This window comes from Algibacter sp. L1A34 (assembly GCF_009796805.1).
GTDB lineage: Bacteria > Bacteroidota > Bacteroidia > Flavobacteriales > Flavobacteriaceae > Algibacter.
Window position 1 is genome coordinate 787,254 of the sequence record NZ_CP047029.1, and the last position, 19,803, is coordinate 807,056.

17 protein-coding genes are annotated in these 19,803 nt (G+C 33.1%); 13 read left to right on the top strand and 4 right to left on the bottom strand.

Features of this window, described 5'->3' with window-relative positions; all coding sequences use genetic code 11:
* Positions 1-37 precede the first annotated feature (37 nt).
* From GQR97_RS03470 to murI, 8 genes are all read left to right on the top strand, one after another.
* Positions 38-493 (top strand): GAF domain-containing protein, encoded by a 456-nt coding sequence (locus GQR97_RS03470; protein ID WP_158845367.1) that lies wholly within the window; start codon positions 38-40, stop codon positions 491-493.
* Positions 494-744: 251 nt separating this feature from the next.
* Positions 745-2,277: a bifunctional phosphoribosylaminoimidazolecarboxamide formyltransferase/IMP cyclohydrolase gene (gene purH, locus GQR97_RS03475; protein ID WP_158845370.1), complete on the top strand. Its 1,533-nt coding sequence runs from the start codon at positions 745-747 to the stop codon at positions 2,275-2,277.
* Between the two features lie 195 nt (positions 2,278-2,472).
* On the top strand, positions 2,473-3,501 hold the full coding sequence (locus tag GQR97_RS03480; RefSeq protein WP_158845373.1) for a rod shape-determining protein: 1,029 nt from the start codon (positions 2,473-2,475) through the stop codon (positions 3,499-3,501).
* A gap of 24 nt (positions 3,502-3,525) precedes the next feature.
* Positions 3,526-4,347, top strand: a complete 822-nt coding sequence (gene mreC / locus GQR97_RS03485) for a rod shape-determining protein MreC (RefSeq protein ID WP_158845376.1) — start codon at positions 3,526-3,528, stop codon at positions 4,345-4,347.
* A 495-nt stretch (positions 4,348-4,842) separates the two neighbouring features.
* Entirely contained in the window at positions 4,843-6,780 is a 1,938-nt protein-coding gene (gene mrdA / locus GQR97_RS03490) for a penicillin-binding protein 2 (RefSeq protein ID WP_158845379.1), read from the top strand.
* On the top strand, positions 6,780-8,057 hold the full coding sequence (rodA, locus tag GQR97_RS03495; RefSeq protein ID WP_158845382.1) for a rod shape-determining protein RodA: 1,278 nt from the start codon (positions 6,780-6,782) through the stop codon (positions 8,055-8,057). The genes mrdA and rodA overlap by 1 nt, the downstream gene beginning before the upstream one ends.
* Positions 8,058-8,090: 33 nt before the next feature.
* Positions 8,091-8,726, top strand: coding sequence for a peptide deformylase (def, locus tag GQR97_RS03500; protein WP_158845385.1), 636 nt, complete (start codon positions 8,091-8,093; stop codon positions 8,724-8,726).
* Between the two features lies 1 nt (position 8,727).
* Positions 8,728-9,507: a glutamate racemase gene (gene murI, locus GQR97_RS03505; RefSeq protein ID WP_158845387.1), complete on the top strand. Its 780-nt coding sequence runs from the start codon at positions 8,728-8,730 to the stop codon at positions 9,505-9,507.
* Between the two features lie 158 nt (positions 9,508-9,665).
* On the opposite strand, the gene GQR97_RS03510 is transcribed toward murI, so the two are convergent.
* The 3 genes from GQR97_RS03510 to GQR97_RS03520 are packed head-to-tail and all read right to left on the bottom strand — an operon-like array spanning position 9,666 to position 13,158.
* Entirely contained in the window at positions 9,666-10,181 is a 516-nt protein-coding gene (locus GQR97_RS03510) for a gamma carbonic anhydrase family protein (RefSeq protein WP_158845390.1), read from the bottom strand.
* Positions 10,182-10,230: 49 nt separating this feature from the next.
* Positions 10,231-10,965: a LytR/AlgR family response regulator transcription factor gene (locus GQR97_RS03515; RefSeq protein WP_158845393.1), complete on the bottom strand. Its 735-nt coding sequence runs from the start codon at positions 10,963-10,965 to the stop codon at positions 10,231-10,233.
* A 12-nt stretch (positions 10,966-10,977) separates the two neighbouring features.
* Entirely contained in the window at positions 10,978-13,158 is a 2,181-nt protein-coding gene (locus GQR97_RS03520; protein WP_317164125.1) for a histidine kinase, read from the bottom strand.
* Between the two features lie 218 nt (positions 13,159-13,376).
* Here GQR97_RS03520 and GQR97_RS03525 point away from each other — a divergent pair, with 218 nt between their 5' ends.
* Entirely contained in the window at positions 13,377-14,546 is a 1,170-nt protein-coding gene (locus GQR97_RS03525; RefSeq protein WP_158845396.1) for a VWA domain-containing protein, read from the top strand.
* A gap of 214 nt (positions 14,547-14,760) precedes the next feature.
* Here the strand turns inward: GQR97_RS03525 and GQR97_RS03530 are convergent, their stop codons facing one another.
* Positions 14,761-15,765 (bottom strand): type IX secretion system membrane protein PorP/SprF, encoded by a 1,005-nt coding sequence (locus tag GQR97_RS03530; RefSeq protein WP_158845399.1) that lies wholly within the window; start codon positions 15,763-15,765, stop codon positions 14,761-14,763.
* A 172-nt stretch (positions 15,766-15,937) separates the two neighbouring features.
* Here GQR97_RS03530 and GQR97_RS03535 point away from each other — a divergent pair, with 172 nt between their 5' ends.
* From GQR97_RS03535 to GQR97_RS03550, 4 genes are all read left to right on the top strand, one after another.
* Positions 15,938-16,840 carry a NifU family protein gene (locus GQR97_RS03535; RefSeq protein ID WP_158845402.1) on the top strand — a complete coding sequence of 301 codons (903 nt, stop codon included), beginning with the start codon at positions 15,938-15,940 and terminating at the stop codon, positions 16,838-16,840.
* 84 nt (positions 16,841-16,924) lie between these two features.
* Positions 16,925-17,125, top strand: coding sequence for a dodecin family protein (locus GQR97_RS03540; protein ID WP_158845405.1), 201 nt, complete (start codon positions 16,925-16,927; stop codon positions 17,123-17,125).
* Positions 17,126-17,324: 199 nt separating this feature from the next.
* Positions 17,325-19,361 carry a thioredoxin domain-containing protein gene (locus GQR97_RS03545; RefSeq protein WP_158851574.1) on the top strand — a complete coding sequence of 679 codons (2,037 nt, stop codon included), beginning with the start codon at positions 17,325-17,327 and terminating at the stop codon, positions 19,359-19,361.
* A 15-nt stretch (positions 19,362-19,376) separates the two neighbouring features.
* A complete protein-coding gene (locus GQR97_RS03550) occupies positions 19,377-19,730 on the top strand; it encodes a DUF1304 domain-containing protein (protein WP_158845409.1) in 354 nt (117 codons plus the stop codon).
* Positions 19,731-19,803 lie beyond the last annotated feature (73 nt).

Genomic DNA, 19,803 nt, shown 5'->3' on the forward strand with positions numbered 1-19,803 from the left:
CATCTTTTTAAATACTTTTACCAAAACTTTTAGAATTATGATTTTAGAAACTCTAAAACCCCAAGTATCAGCTATTATTTCTAACCAAGACCTAGATAAAAACGAACGTCTATTAAAAATATGTGAACTACTCGATAAAAACATAGAATACTATAACTGGGTAGGCTTCTATTTTAGAAACGGTAAAAAAGAAGAGTTACTTTTAGGCCCTTACGTTGGTGCGCCAACAGACCACACTGTTATTCCTTTTGGAAAAGGTATTTGTGGGCAAGTAGCTGTTAGCAACGAAAACTTTGTAGTACCCGATGTTGCTGCTCAAGATAATTACATTGCTTGTAGCATTACGGTTAAAGCAGAAATTGTAGTTCCTATTTTTGTAAACGGTGAAAATATTGGACAAATTGATATCGACTCGAATACACCAGACCCTTTTACGGATGCGGATGAATGTTTTCTAGAATTTGTTTGTACCCAAGTAGCAACCATGCTTTAGCAAACCTCGTGTTTAAAAATTAAATTTTCTAGCTGTTTAGTTTTAGAATTTGTGTTTTGTAATTTTTTACATTCTACTTGTTAACAACTTCGGTTTTTAGTTGAAAAATGACGTGTCTTTTTTAAGAATTCGCAACCCGTTTTTTAAAGTAAAATAAGTACTTTTGCAATTATTTTAAATTTTCAGTATAACAGACTGAGAAACAATAAAATTTCACATAAAAAAGGACTCTTAAACACAACACAACACTAATGAGCAACGAAAAAACCATTAAATCGGCCCTAATTTCTGTATTTAGTAAAGACGGATTAGAACCTATTGTAAAAAAGTTAAACGAGCAAGGCGTAACCATTTATTCTACTGGTGGCACCGAAAAATTTATTAACGATTTAGGTATAGACGTTGTTCCTGTAGAAGAAGTTACCTCTTACCCTTCTATTCTTGGTGGTCGTGTAAAAACATTACACCCTAAAGTTTTTGGAGGAATTTTAAATAGACAAAACCATGCTGGTGATGTTGCTGAATTAGCTGAATACGAAATCCCACAAATTGACGTTGTAATTGTTGATTTATATCCATTTGAAAAAACAGTAGCTTCTGGAGCTAGTGAACAAGATATTATTGAAAAAATTGATATCGGTGGTATTTCTTTAATTCGTGCAGCGGCTAAAAACTTTGCTGATGTAATTTGTGTATCATCAGTTGATGATTATGCTGAATTTCTAGACGTTATTTCAGAAAACAACGGTAGCATTTCAGAAGAAAACAGAAAACGTTTTGCAGGAAAAGCATTCAACGTTTCTTCTCATTACGATACAGCCATTTTTAACTACTTCAACAAAAATAATGAAGAGACTGTTTTAAAAATTAGCGAAACAAACGGTAAAACTTTACGTTATGGTGAAAACCCACACCAAAAAGGGTTTTTCTTCGGAAACTTCGATGAGTTATTTACTAAACTTCACGGGAAAGAATTAAGCTATAACAACCTTTTAGATGTTGATGCAGCCGTTAACTTAATGAACGAGTTTAAAAACGATGCGCCAACATTTGCCGTTTTAAAACATAATAACGCTTGTGGTTTAGCACAACGTGATACATTGCACCAAGCCTATGTTGATGCTTTAGCTGGCGATCCAGTTTCTGCTTTTGGTGGCGTTTTAATTAGTAACAAAGAAATTGATTTAGCTACAGCTGAAGAAATACATAAATTATTCTGTGAGGTAGTTATTGCGCCGTCATTTGCTCCAGATGCGTTAGTAGCATTAAAAGGTAAAAAGAACAGGATTCTATTAGAAATTCATAATATTGAAATGCCTAAAACAAATGTAAGAAGTTGTTTAAACGGTGTTTTAGTTCAAGACAGAAATAATATTACAGATCAAGCTGAAGATTTAAAAACAGTAACAACTTTAGCGCCAACAAGCGAACAAGTTGAAGATTTACTTTTTGCCTCTAAAATTTGTAAGCATACAAAATCTAACACAATTGTTTTAACAAAAAACAAACAATTGTTGGCAAGTGGAACAGGACAAACTAGTCGTGTTGATGCTTTAGAGCAAGCCATACATAAAGCACAAACTTTTAAATTCGATTTAAATGGAGCTGCTATGGCAAGTGATGCTTTTTTCCCTTTCCCTGATTGTGTAGAAATCGCTAAAAATGCTGGTGTTGCTTCTGTTATACAACCAGGTGGTTCTATAAAAGATCAATTAAGTATCGATTATTGCAATGATAATAATGTGGCTATGGTAATGACCGGAACTCGTCATTTTAAACACTAATTCTTACAGACGGTTTAAACACCCTTTTCTATAATAAGGGACTGTTTAAACCGTCCGTAATTAAATAAACTACGTATAACCTTAGAATACTTTTGATAAACCTAATTTTGAATGCTTTAAAACTCAAAATATTTGGTAACTTTTAGTACTTTTACGGGATTCGTATTTCAAACCACAATAAATTTTTAATAGCACATGGGATTTTTTGACTTCCTTACCGAAGATATAGCCATAGATTTAGGTACCGCAAACACACTTATTATTCATAATGACAAGGTTGTTGTAGACGCACCATCTATCGTAGCACGAGATAGAGTTTCTGGTAAAATTATTGCCGTTGGGCAAGAAGCCAGTTTAATGCAAGGTAAAACCCATGAAAACATTAAAACCATTCGTCCTTTAAAAGACGGTGTTATTGCAGATTTTGATGCTTCGGAACAAATGATAAGTATGTTTATAAAAAACATACCTGCATTAAAAAAGAGGTTTTTCACACCTGCTTTACGTATGGTAATTTGTATTCCTTCGGGAATTACAGAAGTGGAAATGCGAGCGGTAAAAGAAAGTGCAGAACGTGTTAATGGTAAAGAAGTTTACTTAATTCACGAACCTATGGCTGCTGCAATTGGTATTGGCGTAGATATTATGCAACCAAAAGGAAACATGGTTGTGGATATAGGAGGTGGTACAACAGAAATTGCGGTTATTGCTCTTGGAGGTATTGTTTGCGACAAATCGGTTAAAATTGCAGGTGATGTATTTACCAACGATATTGTGTATTACATGCGTACACAGCACAATTTATATGTTGGTGAACGTACTGCGGAAAAAATAAAAATACAAATTGGTGCTGCAACTGAAGATTTAGAGTTGCCCCCAGAAGATATGAGCGTTCAAGGACGTGATTTATTAACAGGAAAACCTAAACAAGTATCTATTTCTTATAGGGAAATCGCGAAGGCTTTAGATAAATCTATTTTACGTATCGAAGATGCAGTTATGGAAACCTTATCTCAAACGCCTCCAGAATTAGCTGCCGATATTTACAACACTGGTATTTACTTAGCTGGTGGTGGATCTATGCTTCGTGGTTTAGACAAGCGTTTATCTTTAAAAACAGATTTACCGGTTTACATTGCCGAAGATCCGTTACGTGCAGTAGTACGTGGTACTGGTATTACACTTAAAAACTTACCTAAATACAAAAGTGTATTGATAAAATAAAAGCATAATATAGGTCCATAACGCATGCAACAGATTATTAATTTTATAATAAGAAACAAAAATTTTTTGTTGTTCTTTTTGCTGTTTAGTATTTCTATAGTTTTTACTATTCAATCGCATTCGTACCATAAAAGCAAGTTTATAAATTCAGCCAATTTTTTAACGGGTGGTGTTTATAATTCGGTCAATAATATTTCGGATTATTTTAGTTTAAGATCCCAAAACAATTTATTAGCAGAAGAAAACAAACATCTTAAATCACTTTTATATAATAGCACGGAAAATGACTCTATTTATATAGACAGCCTAAGCTTTAAAAATAAATACAAATTTACTTCGGCTAATATTATTAAGAACAGTTATTCCTTATCTGATAACGTCCTTCTTTTAAACAAAGGAAAAAACGATAGTATTCAAGAAGATTTTGGAGTTATTACAAGTCAAGGTATTTTAGGAATTATAAATAAAACTAGTAAAAATTTCGCAACTGTTATTTCTATTTTAAATACAACGAGTAATATTAGCGCCAAGTTAAAAAAAAGCAATCATTATGGATCTTTAAAATGGAATGCAAAAAACCCAAGATTAACCCAACTTGTCGACATCCCAAAAATAGCAAGTTTTAAAGTAGGAGATACTATTGTAACCTCAGGGCTTTCATCTATTTTCCCTAAAGGTATTCCAATTGGTACGGTTAACGATTTCAAACTCGATAATAACGAAAACTATTATGAAATAAACGTATTGCTATTTAACGACATGACAAATATTGAGCATGTTTACATTATAGAAAACACAAATCTTCCTGAAATTAATAACCTCATAAACGGCAATAGTAATGAATAGTGTATTTTTCGCCCAAGCTAGCCGCTTTATATTACTTGTGTTTTTTCAAGTATTAATATTCAACCACATTAATTTTTTAGGTTATATAAACCCATACATATACATCCTATTCATTGCTCTTTTTCCTGTTAGAAACAATCATATAGTTATTCTTTTTATTAGTTTTTTCTTAGGGTTATGTATAGATCTATTTTTAGATACAGGTGGTATTCACGCAGCAGCATGTGTATCTATTGCCTACATAAGACCTATACTTTTAAAATCATCATTCGGAATGATTTATGAGCATCAAACGATCAGGTTTAATGCTGTAGATTTCGGACCAAAACTAACTTACATTTCATTACTTACCTTAATACATCATCTAATTTTATTTAGTTTAGAAATATTTAGCATTTCAAAAGTAATTTTAATACTCCAAAAAACGTTATTCTCAAGTATATTCAGTATTATATTGATTATTCTAATTACAATTATTTTTAGCAGAAAAACTAAATGAGGCAATTTTTACTTTTTATCTCCATCATTCTTGTTGGTGTTTTATTCATTTCTAGGCTTTTTTATCTTCAAGTGTACAGCTCGAATTCTGATAGCTTATATGATGATAACGCCATTAGAAAAGTATGGGATTACCCCAAGCGTGGTTTTGTGTATGATAGAAACGGAGAACTTCTAGTTTCCAATCAACCATCGTACGATGTTATGGTTATTCCTCGTGAAGTAGAAGCATTAGATACTTTAGAGTTCTGTAATCTTTTAAAAATTGATAAAGAAAAATTCATAAAAACATATAACAAAGCACGCCGTTATTCTCCCAGATTATCGTCTGTTTTTGTATCGCATCTATCCAAATCAGATTATGCCGTTCTACAAGAGAAAATGCGAAAATTTAAAGGCTTTTATATTCAAAAACGTTCTCTTAGACATTATGAAACTACTATTGGCGCCAACGTTTTAGGCGATATTGGAGAGGTTAACAATGCCATTATAAATCGTGATGATTATTACAAAATGGGTGACCTTATCGGAAAACAAGGTATCGAGGCATCTTATGAGAAAACATTACGTGGTGTTAAAGGCTTGAAATTTATTCAAAAAGATCGATTTAATCGAAATATTGGTCCTTATAAAGATGGTGAATTCGATATTATTCCTGAACAAGGTAAAGACATAAAAATTACTATCGAGGCAGATTTACAAGCTTATGGCGAATTGCTTATGCAGAATAAACGCGGAGGTATTATTGCTATAGAACCATCATCCGGAGAAATTTTAGCGATGATTTCTGCACCAACTTACGATCCTAATATTTTAGTAGGAAGAAATCGCTCTAAAAATTTCACAAAACTCTACAACGATTCTATAGCAAAGCCACTTTTTAACAGAAGTCTTCAAGGTGTTTACGAGCCTGGATCTCCTTTTAAATTAATGAATGCTTTAATTGCTTTACAAGAAAAAGTGATAACACCAGATGAAACGGTAACCTGCTATGGCGGCTATAAATACGGAAATCGCTTTATGAAATGCCACTGCCACAGTGGTACTAGAAATGATTTAGTTTCGGGCATTCAACGATCTTGTAACGCCTATTTCGCTACAACATATAGAAAAATTTTAGACAAAAATGGAAATGCTTCCGAAGGTATTGACACATGGAGTAACCATGCCAAAAGTTTTGGTTTAGGCGAATTCCTTAACAATGATTTATATGTAGGGCAAAAAGGTAGAATTCCCGATAGAGCTTACTATAAGAATATTTACCCAAACACTTTTTACTCCACATATACCATTTCTAACGCTATTGGTCAAGGTGAAGTTGCAACCACACCAATTCAATTGGCAAATATGGCAGCTGCTATTGCAAACCGCGGATATTATTACACACCTCATATTATAAAAAACATAGAAGGCGAAACTCTTCCAGATCAATTTACAAAACCTAAAAAAACCACGATAGATAAACAAAATTTCGATCCCGTTATAGAAGGAATGTATCAAGTTTATAAAAAAGGTACTGCTGCATCTTTACAAGTAAAAGATATTGATATTTGCGGAAAAACAGGAACCGTAGAAAACTTTGTTAAAATTGATAGTATAAAAACACAACTTACCGACCATTCTATTTTTTTAGCTTTCGCTCCAAAAGACAACCCAAAAATAGCCATTGCCGTTTTTGTCGAAAACGGATATTGGGGAAGTCGTTTTGCGGGTCGTATTGCTAGTTTAATGATCGAAAAACATATTAAAAAAGAAATTACGAGAAAAGATTTAGAAGAATGGATTTTAAACCATAGTTTAGAAAACGAATATGCTAAACCCTATTCTGGCGAACCTTTTAAAATAAACGGTCAAACAAGCTTGCAAACTGTTGATCACAAAGAATACAACCGACTAAAAACACAGCTGAATAAAATTAATAAAACAGCAAATTAATGGTTAGAGACACTAACAGACATTTTAAATTCGATTGGATTACCATTTTTTTATTCTTTCTTTTGGTTGGTTTTGGATGGCTGAATATTTTATCGGCATCACATACCGGGATCACTTTAGATTATTTCGATTTAGACCAACCTTTTGGAAAACAACTTATTTTCATTTTTTTAACCTTCGGTTTAATTATTCTGCTCTTAGCCATCGATGCAAAGTTCTACGAGCGTTTTTCTAGCATTATTTACATCATTTCCATGTTATCCTTAGTTGGACTCTTTATATTCGGGAAAAACGTAAATGGAGCGACCTCTTGGTATGCCATTGGAGGAATGACACTACAACCTAGTGAGTTCGCTAAAACAGCTACAGCTCTAGCCGTTGCAAAATACATTAGTGATTTAAATACCAACATAAAAAACTTTAGCGATCAAATTAAAACGTTTGCTATTATCATAACGCCTGCGATTTTAGTCTTACTGCAAAACGATACAGGAAGTACCATTGTTTACGGAGCATTCTTTTTTGTTCTGTACCGTGAAGGATTACCAAAATTCTATTTAACCATAGCTGTTTCGGTTATTTTACTTTCTATTCTATCTTTAAAATTTGGACCAATAATCACATCAACAATAGCCATTTTAATCCTTACTGCTTATCACTTTTTAAATAAAAGAAAACTTCGAATCTACCAATTAGCATTGATTCTCATTGCGGCATTATCAGTCGCTTTTGGCGTAAAATTCTTTTATCAAAGTATTTTACAACCACATCAACAAGACCGTATAAGCCTATGGTTGCGTTTAGAAAAGGACCCCGTGAAACTGCAGCGCATGAAGCAAACTTTTGCTTACAACCTTAACGAATCGGAAAAAGCCATAAGTTCAGGCGGTTTTTCAGGAAAAGGCTTTATGGAAGGCACGCGAACCACAGGTAAATTTGTACCCGAACAACACACCGATTATATTTTTAGTACTGTTGGAGAAGAATGGGGATTTCTTGGTAGTTCCTTCGTAGTTATCATTTTTGTTTTGCTCCTGCTCCGCATTTTACATTTGGCAGAACTACAAAAATCGCAATTTAGTCGCGTTTACGGCTATAGCGTTGCCGCTATAATCTTTATCCACTTTCTTATTAATATAGGTATGGTTATGGGTTTAATTCCAACCATTGGTATTCCGCTACCTTTATTTAGTTATGGTGGTTCCGGGCTTTGGGCTTTCACTATTTTAATCTTTATTTTTATTAAATTAGACTCCAATAAAATCAACGAATGGTAAATTACTAATCGCTATATTTTTATATTTACTATAATGAAAAATCTGTTTTTAATACTATCAATAATACTCACTTTAGCAGCATGCTCAAGCAGTAAAACCGGTATTAAACAAAGCTTTTCTACTAACCAAGTAAATTTAATTACAAGTTTCGATAGCTTAACACCCATGCGGGTTTATAAAATAACGGACAAAAAAGATTCACTTTTACTACGCTCAAAAAGTTTGTATATAAAACCCGATCTAAACAATATGGTTCTTAAAACCTTTGTAAATAGATTATTCGCTACAGTTAGAGATAGCATGTCCATGGGCGTAGGCATTGCAGCTCCGCAAGTTGGTATTCTAAAAAACATTATTTGGGTACAACGTTTCGATAAAGAAAACCTGCCGTTTGAAGTTTATTTAAACCCCAAAATAATCAACTATTCTAGCACGAAACAATCGGTAAAAGAAGGTTGCTTATCCATACCGAATCGTAGCGATATGCTTAACAGCCGTTCCCTATCAATAGATATTGAATATGATACTATGAATGCCGAACATAAAACGGAAACTATAACGGATTTCACAGCTGTTATATTTCAGCACGAAATAGATCATTTAAGTGGCATTTTATATTTAGATCACTTAGAAAAAGAAATCCGCGACGCCAAAAACAACAAGGATTAAGATGAATAAAAACCCTATAGGTATATTCGATTCTGGAGTTGGTGGCACTTCCATTTGGAGAGAGATTCACAATCTTCTACCTAATGAAAATACACTCTATTTAGCCGATAGTAAACATGCTCCTTACGGCCCTAAGGGAAAAGATACCATTATAGATTTAAGCATAAAAAATACAGAGTATTTAATTAAACAAAACTGTAAAATTATTGTTATTGCGTGTAATACAGCAACAACAAACGCTATAGATTATCTTCGAGAAAATTATAAAATTCCTTTTATAGGTATAGAACCAGCGATAAAACCGGCTGCCTTGCAAACCAAAACAAATGCTATTGGTATTTTAGCGACCAAAGGCACATTAAGTAGTTCGTTGTTTTCTAAAACAGCGGGTATATTTGCCAAAGGCGTAAATATTATAGAACAAGATGGCGAAGGTATTGTAGATCTTATTGAAAATGGAAAATTAGAATCTCCAGAAATGACATCGTTATTAAAAACCTACCTCAACCCGATGATAAAGGCTAACATAGACTACCTTGTTTTAGGTTGTACGCATTATCCTTATTTAATGCCACTACTCCTGGACATTTTGCCAAAGCATGTAAAAATCATAGATTCGGGTCAAGCCGTAGCTCGCCAAACCAAAGCCATTTTACAACAAAATAATTTATTAAATACTGAAAAAAATATTCCTGAAAATCGATTTTTAACCAACGGAAACCCTGAAGTTATGTATTCTGTTTTAAACGAAGCTTTTACTATTGAAGTTTCTAATTTTTAATGATACTAGAAACTTCAATAAATTACCACCCGACTAAATCTCTAAGAAAAACCATAACAGATGGCTGCGTTAGGGATTGAACGGCATGTTTAAGCTCCCCGACCAAAGGAAGGGAGCGAGTAGTGAAAGCCCGACCCTTTTCGGGTAACGCCCAAAGACTATTCTTTAAACCAACTTGAATATTTAATATAATTATCGGCTATGCGGTTAATTTCACCAGAAATAAGTTCTTGGCTAATGTCCTTTACTTTTTTAGCGGGAACACCGGCGTAAATACTACCAGATTCTACGTGTGTATTTTTGGTTACTACGGCTCCAGCGGCAATAATACTGTTACTTTCGATAACGCAATCGTCCATAATAATACTACCCATACCAACCAAAACATTATCGTGAATGGTGCAACCGTGCACAAGTGCATTATGCCCAATGGACACATTATTCCCAATGGTAGTTGGCGATTTTAAATATGTAGCATGTATTACAGCTCCATCTTGCACGTTTACTTTGTTACCCAATTTGATGTAGTGTACATCGCCGCGGATAACGGCATTAAACCAAATACTACATTGTTTCCCTACCGTGACATCACCAACTATCACTGCATTTTCAGCTATAAAACAATCGCTAGGTATTTGTGGAGATTTTCCGTTTATGGTTTTTATTATAGACATAATTTTTATTTTTTCAATGTTACGCTTTCGCGGAAAGTATTCTGCTAATTTATTTAAAATATGATAATAATTGCGCTTTTTTGGATGCAGAAACCATAATTTCTTTTCCGTTGCTAAGCAAGACGCTTCCGCCCTTTCCTTTTAAGTATTTCACGACTTCATTTACGTTTACTAAATACGATTTATGTACACGTGAAAAACTAGAATTAGCCAAGGCTTCCTCGAAATATTTTAAGGTTTTACTAACAACTTTCTTTTTATCGTTATTTAAATATATTTCGGTGTAATTATCATCGGCTTTGCAATATAGGATATCGGCTGTGTTTAGGATTTCGAAACCATCGAGTTGCGGAATGGTGATTTTCCCACTGATACTATTTGTTTTAGGAACTAAAATTTCATCTTGTAAAGCGTTTTCTTTTGTTTTTATTTCTGTAACGTAATCGACTGCTTTTATAAGTTCATCAATAGAAATAGGTTTCATTAAATAATAACTTGCATGAACGTTTAATGCCTCGATTGCGTAATGATTATATGCGGTTACAAATACTGTTTCGAAATTAACATCGCCAACCTTATCCAGTAAATCGAAGGCATTTCCGTATGGCATTTCTACATCTAGAAATACTAGATCTAATTCGTTATTACGGATTAAAACCAAAGCTTCTTCAACGTTAGATGCCTCACCTAAAACAACAACGTTTGGGCAATATTTTTTGAGATAATTTCTTAATATTTCTCGGCTAGTTTCTTCGTCTTCGACGATTATCGCAGTTAGTTTCATTTTTGTTTTATTTTAATCTTTTTTCAATGTAACAACAACTTTAGTTCCAGCATCTTCTTCATCTTGAAAATCACTAACCAAAACATCTACTTTATCTTTATACATAGCATTTAAAATAGATACTCGCTTTTTGATATTCCCCATCCCTTTGGAGTTCTGCTTTTGTTGATGCTCGGTTTTTAAAGCTTTAGATTTTTCGCGACCAATACCATCATCCGTAATGCTAATCGTTATTTCATCTGGGTTAGATTGCGCAATTGCAATTTCTAAATTTCCTTTTGTTTTTTTATAGCGTAAGCCATGCCAAACAGCATTTTCTATATAAGGCTGCAACAACATAGGCGGAATTACAAAATCGTTTACATTTATATTCTCATCCACTTTTATGGTATAATCAAACTTGTCTTTAAATCGAAAATGTTCAAGTTTAGTGTATAATTCTAAAAGTTTAATTTCTTTTTCTAACGGAATAAAATCTTGTTCGCTATTTTCTAAAACGGCACGCATAAGTAATGAGAAATCTGTTAAATATTTATTTGCCGTTCGCTCGTCATTCGATGCTATAAAGCTATTTACAGAATTAAGCGCATTAAAAATAAAATGAGGATTCATTTGGCTTCGCAAGCTTTTCAAAGCTAATAAATTATTCGCTAAACGCTGTTGTTTTATATATTTGAACATTAAAAAAGCAGCAAGTAAAAGCAAAACTAAACCACCAATTAATGAATAAATAATAAGTTTTTGACGTTTAGTTTGTTCGGTAGAGAGTTGATATTTACTTTCTGATAATTCACGATCGCTTTCTAAACTTGTTATACGGTTTTGTTTACTCGCAAGTTCTTTACTAAAACGAGCTGCCTGTGATATTTGCTGTTCTTTTTTCGCATAAACCTGATCTACTAAATCCACATAATTCTGAAAAGCTTTTAAAGATTTCTCATAATCTTCTGCAGTTTCATAAACTTCAGATAGTTTTCGAGTAGCATCCTTTCTAACAATTAAATCTTCCTTGCTTTCTGCTTCTTCAATACTTCTTTCAAGATAACTTATCGCATTTCCTACATCGCCTTGGGAGGCATACGCATTACCAATTTTATAATTTTGTTTTTGCGGTGTTAGTGGACTTTCATTATCGAAAACCGAATCGACTTCAATTTCATTGATAGTGCTTAATGCTTCTTTTCTTAATTGAATTTCTTCGGAATAATCGCTAATATCATTTTGAAAATCTGCCACTTTCAATTTTTCTGAAACAGCTCTTTTTTTATTTTCGCTATTAGCTAAGTCTAATGACTTATAAAAAAACCCTTTGGCTTTTTCCGAGTCGCCTTTTGCGCTATAAGCCTTTGCTATTTTAGAGTTTAAATCGGTTTCTTTGGGTTTAATTAAATGGCTTTGTGCTACGTATAATCCTTCCTTATAATTTTCAATAGACTTATTAAAATCTTTGGTTAACAAATACACATCGCCCAAGCCTTCGTAAAGCGATACTAATTGCCAATTAGTGAGTTCCTTTTTATCTAGCTCATTATAGGTTTGAATACTTTCTTGATAATTTTTATTGAGTTTATAAGCGTTTGCTAATTTCAAAGATACCTCGTTCGTTTCTGTACTCTGCAGGCTTATTCTATAGTCTGAAACTGCCAAATCGTATTGCTTCCAATAAAAATAAACATCGCCTAAAGCTTCATAAGCAATACTATTATCTTTTGAAGAGTTTGTTTCTGCTAAAGCTTCGGATATAAACTGAATACTTTTTCTAGCATCTTTTTTTAAATAATTATCAGCCGAATCTATAAGTGATTTAAAGGATTCTGGATTACTGCGAGATCGTTTGCTGTATTTTGATAATACTCTATCTTCCTTATTGGTTTCCACTTGCACTTCAATACGCTCATTACTTTTTATAGTGTAATAAACGGTTTCAAAATCTTTATGTCTTATGGTGAGTTCGTCACCCTCTCGAACTTCAATTCTGAAATCGCCCATGATATCGGTTGTGGCATATCCGCCACCATTAACTTCAATATTTACATCTGCAATTGGTTTTCGGGTTTCACTTTCAATCACCGATCCGCGGACTGTAAACCTTGAGCCTTGGGTATTTAAAGTATTGCTACTCTGCGCCAAAACTAGCGAGCCGAACAGAACAAAGCTTAAAATGGATATATGTTTAAAAAAAGTCTTCATCATAATTTTTACAATGATAAACTTACGCACTTTACTTGGTATAATAAAATGATGGTTTTAGAAATAGCAGCCTTTTTTCGACCTAAAGGTTAGGTTTACGCATTTAAAAATTGGTTTCACTCATTGAAACACCACTGTTACGCATTCTTGTTTTATTATGAAGGGGTTTGGTTTTAACTTTACAGTATTGAAGTAATTCTCATTCAAAAAACAAAAACACTATGAAATCTAACTTAAAAACATTAGCCTTTTGCACAGCATTAATAGGTTTAACCTCATGCAATGCTAACACAAAAAAGCAACCAGAACTTTATGCAGAACATAAAGTGGAGCAAACAGTAGAACATAAAGAACCCAATAAACAATTTATTAAAGTGGCGCTTTTATTAGATACTAGTAATAGCATGGATGGTTTAATAGATCAAGCTAAAGCACAACTTTGGGATATTGTAAACGAACTCTCTTACGCTAAATGTGGTAACCAAAAACCGAATTTACAAATTGCGTTATACGAATATGGTAACGATAATTTAAACGGAGATGAAGGTTACATTAAACAGGTTTTAGAGTTTAGTGATGACTTGGATGATATTTCTAAAGAATTATTTTCTTTAACCACAAATGGTGGTGAAGAATATTGTGGGCAAGTAATTCAAACATCCTTAAATCAACTTAATTGGGGTAAAAACCCTGATGATCTTAAACTTATTTTTATTGCAGGAAACGAGCCTTTTACACAAGGTAAGGTGAATTATAAAGACGCATCTACCAATGCAAATGAAAAGGATGTTACGGTTAACACTATTTTTTGTGGTAATTACATGCAAGGTATTTCTACCAAATGGCAAGCTGGTGCAGAATTAACGCATGGTGATTATATGGCTATTGAGCAAAATACTAAAACGGTACATATTGCATCGCCTTATGATGATGCCATTTTAATTTTGAATAAAAAACTGAATAAAACTTATGTAATTTATGGTGCCAAAGGTGAACGCAAAAAAGAAATGCAAGCTGAACAAGATAACAATGCCGCGGGTTATAGTAAAGCGAATGCTGTAAGTAGATCGGTTAGTAAAAGTTCTCATTTGTATAAAAACAAATCTTGGGATTTAGTGGATGCAGACGAAATGGAGGAGGTTGTTATTTCGGATTTAAAAGATGATGCCTTGCCTCAAGAATTAAAAGGAAAATCGGCTACTGAAATTAAAAGCTATATTGAAACAAAACGTAAGGAACGTGAGAGTATCCAAAATGAAATTCAGGAATTGAATGAGAAACGTAAAGATTATGTTTCAAAGCAAAAAACAGAAAGTGATAATGGTTTAGAAAACGCTATGACTAATGCTATTAAAGCTCAAGCTGAAAAGAAAAACTATAGCTGGAAATAGTATATTAATTAACTTCGATGTACTGCCGCTGCAATTAGTGCGTGAGGGATTGAACGGCCTGTTTAAGCTCCCCGACCAAAGGAAGGGAGCGAGTAGTGAAAGCCCGACACCGACCAAAGGAGGTGACACGCCCAAATAGAAATGATTATAACCAATAAATCCCGCCAAACACTGGTGGGATTTATTTATATATGTTGAACTGTTATTCTTATTTTTAATTAACCGCTGGACAGTTACAGTGGTATGCTTCTTTACGACAATTAAAGTTATAACCTAGCGTGAATTGGTGGAAGCCACCGTTTGTGAACACCAAAGAATTTGATTGGTATGTGTAGGTATAAGCAAACATGAATTCGTTAAAGTTGACACCCAAAATTGGTGTAATTTGCTGTAATTTTTGACTCTTTTTAGAATTACTGCTTGTTAAATACTCCGCTCCATCACTACTTTGACGGTATGAAATTCCTCCCCAAACTTTACCAAAATCCATTTGTTTATAAGCTTTAGCATTAATATCTAGACCGCCTTCTTTTGTAGCATCACGATATTGAAACATTAATGAAGGTTCGTAACTCCAAGTACTTCCATATTTACCAAAAACAGCTCCTAAAGAAAATAGGTAACGTCTTAAATTACTCGTAATATTTGTGTCTGAATTTATTCCTGAATTTTTAATTAAATTCTTTACTGTACCATGTGCATAATAATCTAAAAATTGGTAAGAGAAACCAAAGTCTAAATTAAAGTTTGTTTCACTTTGTACGGTGCCGTCTATTATTGGATCTGGACCATCGAAAAGAAATGATGTTTCGTCTAATTTATATTGAATTATTCCGGCGCTTAAACCAAAAGAAAGCATATTTAAATCTACTGGAGAACGCGAAAACATAAGGTGATGTGCATAGGTTGCATAAGCTCCTGTTTGCGAATGATATCCGTTTTTATCGGTATATAGGATACCTCCAACTGCCGATGGTGTATCACCAATTCTGCTACTTACACTCATGGTCATTAACTTTGGAGCATCGTCTTGCCCAAACCATTGTTGTCTAGCTGTAAGACGGAGTTTAGCACAATTTGCGGCACCCGCCATTGATGGGTGAATTAAATAATAATTATCGGTTAAATAATCGGTGTAAATTGGTAATCCTTCTTGAGAAGTTGTCAAGTTGGAACACAACATTGCCGTAATTACAATAAAAATATATTTTAATTTCATAATCGTTACACGTGGTATATTTGCTATTATAAACGCCCAAATTCTAAAAAAATTACAACCTTAAACTTATAACGAAATCTACACTTTGTTAAGTTCTATAATCGGGCAACAAAACTCAAATATATGGATATCTAAAGTTTTCTTTTAGTATTTTTGTAAAAAAATAGCTAAAATGAGTAATTTTAAGGTTTCCGTTAGGGAAACATCTAACGATAATATAGTAAAATTTGAGTTAAATCAATTTATTACACAGCACCAAAGTTTTGAATTTAATAATATTGACGAAGCAAAAAGTTCTCCTTTAGCTCAACAATTATTTTATTTACCGTTTGTAAAAAAAGTTTACATTTCGGGTAATTTTATTGCTGTTGAACGTTACAGTATTGTGGAATGGAAGGATGTGCAAGATGAAATGGCGGAACAAATTGAGGTCTATTTAAATGATAATGGTATTGTAATTGAAGAATCGGCAGCGCCTAAAAAAGTTCCGGTTACCGTTTATGCTGAAAGCACACCAAACCCAGCCGTTATAAAATTTGTTGCTAACAAGAAAATAGTAACTGCACTTTTCGAATTCACCTCTATTGATGATGCTAAACTTTCGCCTTTGGCTACAGAGTTGTTTCATTTTCCGTTTGTAAAAAGTGTTTTTCTAGATGAAAACTATGTATCGATTACAAAATATGACATCGCAGAATGGGAAGGAATCACTTTAGAACTTCGTGAATTTATTAGAAGTTATATTGAAGATGGAAAAGAAGTAGTTTTACCAGAAGCGGCAGAAACTATGAAAAAATCGACAGAACAAGTCGATACGCATTTTGATACACTTGATGACACCTCTAAAGAAATTATAAATATTCTTGAAGAATATGTAAAACCTGCTGTTGCCAGTGATGGTGGTAATATTCAGTTTATATCTTATGATGCAGAAACTAAAAATGTAAGCGTACTTTTACAAGGCGCTTGTAGTGGTTGTCCTTCATCTACTTATACATTAAAAAGTGGTATTGAAAATATGTTGAAAGAAATGCTACCTGGAAAAGTTGCTATGGTAGAAGCTGTTAACGGCTAAAAAAGTGACGTTATAATTTATTTAGGGTCTTATTTTTAGTTATCTTTAAGGTAAACTATTTTTTAACTAAATAAATTTTATATCATGGCAGTACTAAAAGTAATTGAAGTTTTAGCAAACTCAGAAAAAAGTTGGGAAGATGCAACTAAAAAAGCAGTAAAACACGCATCAAAAAGCGTTAAAAATATTCGTTCTGTATATGTTCAAGAACAAAGTGCAAGCGTTAAGGATGGCGAAGTAGCAGACTTTAGAGTAAATGTAAAAATTACTTTTGAAGTGAACTAAATTCATTTTAAAAACAAAAAACTTAAGCGTTCTATAATTTATAGGACGCTTTTTTTATGCCTTTATTTTTAATAAAACACACCTTTTTAATAACACAAGGCATTTAACAATATTTACTTAACTTTGAGACATGAAACACCTTCTATTACTTGTATTTTTTATTTTAATTATGGGCTGTAAAGGTCAAAACTCCAACCCAATGACACATAAATACACTAATGAACTCATACACGAGACTAGTCCGTATTTACTACAGCACGCTCACAATCCCGTAGATTGGAATCCTTGGAACGATAAAACATTAGCTAAAGCCAAAACCGAAAATAAATTAATTCTATTAAGTGTTGGTTACGCGGCTTGCCATTGGTGCCATGTTATGGAACACGAAAGTTTTGAAGATAGTTTGGTAGCACAAGTAATGAATAAAAACTTTATAAACATAAAAGTAGATCGCGAAGAGCGCCCAGATGTAGATCAAGTTTATATGAACGCTGTACAACTGATGACGGGAAGTGGCGGCTGGCCCATGAACGTAATTACCCTACCCGACGGCCGACCTGTTTGGGGTGGCACATATTTTAAAAAAGAACAATGGCTGGATGCCTTAGGTCAAATTTCTAAATTATATACTAAAAACCCCGAAAAGCTGATAGAATATGCCGATAAATTAGAACATGGCATAAAATCTATGGATGTTGTTAAAGTAAATACCGACGAACCCGTTTTTAAAACCGAATTTATTGCAGAAGCAGTCTCTGAATGGTCTAAACAATTCGATCACACATTTGGAGGTTTAAGCCGTTCACCTAAATTTATGATGCCAAATAACTATCATTTTTTATTGCGCTACGCTTATCAGACAAATGACGAAAAGCTTCAAGACTACGTAAATCTTACGCTTAAAAAAATGGCTTACGGTGGTGTCTTCGATCAAATTGGTGGTGGTTTTTCTAGATATTCAGTAGACAGTAAATGGCACGTGCCTCATTTTGAAAAAATGCTTTATGATAACAGTCAACTTGTTAGTTTATACGCCGACGCCTATTTAATTTCAAAAAATGAATTATATAAAAATGTAGTCGAAGAAACCTTAGCTTATATAAAACAAAACATGACTACCGAAAATGGGGCCTTTTATTCCTCACTCGACGCCGATAGTCATAACTCGAAAGGTGAACTGGAAGAAGGTGCTTATTACGTATGGAATCAAGAAGAACTTAAAACATTAATAGCAGATGATTTTGAATTATTCTCCGAATATTACAACGTAAATAATTTTGGCCTTTGGGAACACAGCAACTATGTCTTAATCCGAAAAGATGATGATGCTTCCATTATTAAAAAACATAAAATAAATCTTGAAGATTTAGTTAAAAAGAAAAATAATTGGAAACAAATATTACTAGAAGCCAGAAACAAAAGAGAAAAACCAAGATTAGATGATAAAACGCTAACCTCTTGGAATGCTATAATGCTGAAAGGTTACACCGATGCTTATCGTGTTTTTGGCAACCCTGATTATCTTGCTTCCGCTAAAAAAAATGGAAACTTCATTTTAAATACGCAATTACAAAATGATGGTAGCTTATTTCATAATTACAAAAATGGAAAAAGCAGTATTAATGGCTATCTTGAAGATTACGCTACAACTATTGATGCTTTTCTTGCACTTTATGAAAATACTTTAGACGAAAAATGGCTAAACACCGCGAGAGATTTAGCAAACTACGCTTTCGATTATTTTTACGATGATCAAAGTGGCTTGTTTTATTTCACATCTAATAGCGATGCCTCTTTAGTGACCAGAAGTATTGATTATCGTGATAATGTAATTCCTGCCAGTAATTCTATCATGGCTAAAAATTTATTCAAACTATCTCATTATTTTGATGATGAGCATTACCGAACTACTGCCCAAACCATGTTAAATAACGTAAAACCAGAAATGCAAGACTATGCTTCTGGGTATTCTAACTGGTTAGATTTAATGCTGAATTATTCCAATCCTTTTTACGAAGTTGCCATAGTTGGTAGCAACGCAAAACAAAAAATAAACGAACTCAACAAAACTTACATTCCGAATAAACTTATTGCTGGAAGCTCTTTAGAAAACAACATGCCATTATTAAAAAACAGATTTAACCCAAGTAAAACACTTATTTATGTTTGTGTGAATCAAGCCTGTAAACTACCTGTTTCTGAAGTAAGCGATGCTAAAAACCTTCTAACCAAATAAAAAACCAAATCATACATGAAAACTCTTGCTCTTATTTTTACCATTATTGTTGCTATTGAACACATTTACTTTTTAATCTTAGAAATGTTTTTTTGGACAAAACCTAGAACCATAAAATCTTTTGGGATAAAATCGGCCGCATTTGCAGAAGAAACCAAAATATTAGCAGCAAACCAAGGCCTATACAATGGGTTTATTGCGGCAGGTATTATTTTTGCTATTCTAACAGGAAATCAATCTTTTGTGATTTTCTTTCTTATTTGTGTGACTATTGCAGGTATTTATGGGTCTTATTCTACAAAGCAGATTAAACTTTTTTATGCGCAATCTATTCCTGCAATTATTGCCCTTATATTAAGTTTAGTTTAAAATATTTAATAATTTTTTATCATAAAAAACTAATCAAAATAACATATTAGTTTTTAATTTTACAGAACAAATA